The organism is Aeromonas sp. QDB23 (assembly GCF_027707745.1).
In the GTDB taxonomy this organism is placed as follows: domain Bacteria; phylum Pseudomonadota; class Gammaproteobacteria; order Enterobacterales; family Aeromonadaceae; genus Aeromonas; species Aeromonas allosaccharophila.
Genome location: NZ_JAPCJA010000191.1, coordinates 1 through 517, shown reverse-complemented (window position 1 = coordinate 517; position 517 = coordinate 1). Strand labels below are relative to the sequence as shown.

Here is a 517-nt window from a genome sequence, read left to right as displayed (position 1 = left end):
CTTGAAACAGCATCCACGCAAGAACAAAACGGCCATCAACATCGAATACATGAAAGCCAGCATCCGGGCCAAGGTGGTGTAGCCCCAGCTAAGTTGTTGGCTACACCAATGGGGGTTCAGGCTGTTGTCGATCTAGTGGGACGGATTCGGCATGGGGTGTGCCTATAAATTTAGGCAGCCTGCGGCCTCATCTTTCAGTTCAAAAAAACATCACGATAGTTTTTTTTCAAATTTTTTCATTTTAGCCACTTGAAAAATACTGAAAACTGTCCATTTACTAATTATGAGAACAAAAGACTTTTTTAAACATTCCGCTGCTTCGCAGCGAAGATAAACCAGTTTTACTACTTCCCCACATACTATTTTATTAGAATCGACACTGATATTAGCATTCAAACATGTCAAGCTTTAATAAATAGGCTCAAAAATCATGCTGTCATGGTAATCCCCCCGAAAAACTGAGGTGCTCATAAGTAGAATTTTCTCGTATCTTGAACGCAGGAGGTTCTACATGAAA

The 517-nt window shown here is 40.6% G+C and carries 1 protein-coding gene; it reads left to right on the top strand.

Annotated features, from left to right (window positions below; genetic code table 11):
- Positions 1–93 precede the first annotated feature (93 nt).
- The gene (locus PG888_RS23275) at positions 94–168 is read left to right on the top strand and encodes a hypothetical protein (protein ID WP_442866255.1); all 75 of its coding nucleotides are present in this window, start codon (positions 94–96) and stop codon (positions 166–168) included.
- Positions 169–517 lie beyond the last annotated feature (349 nt).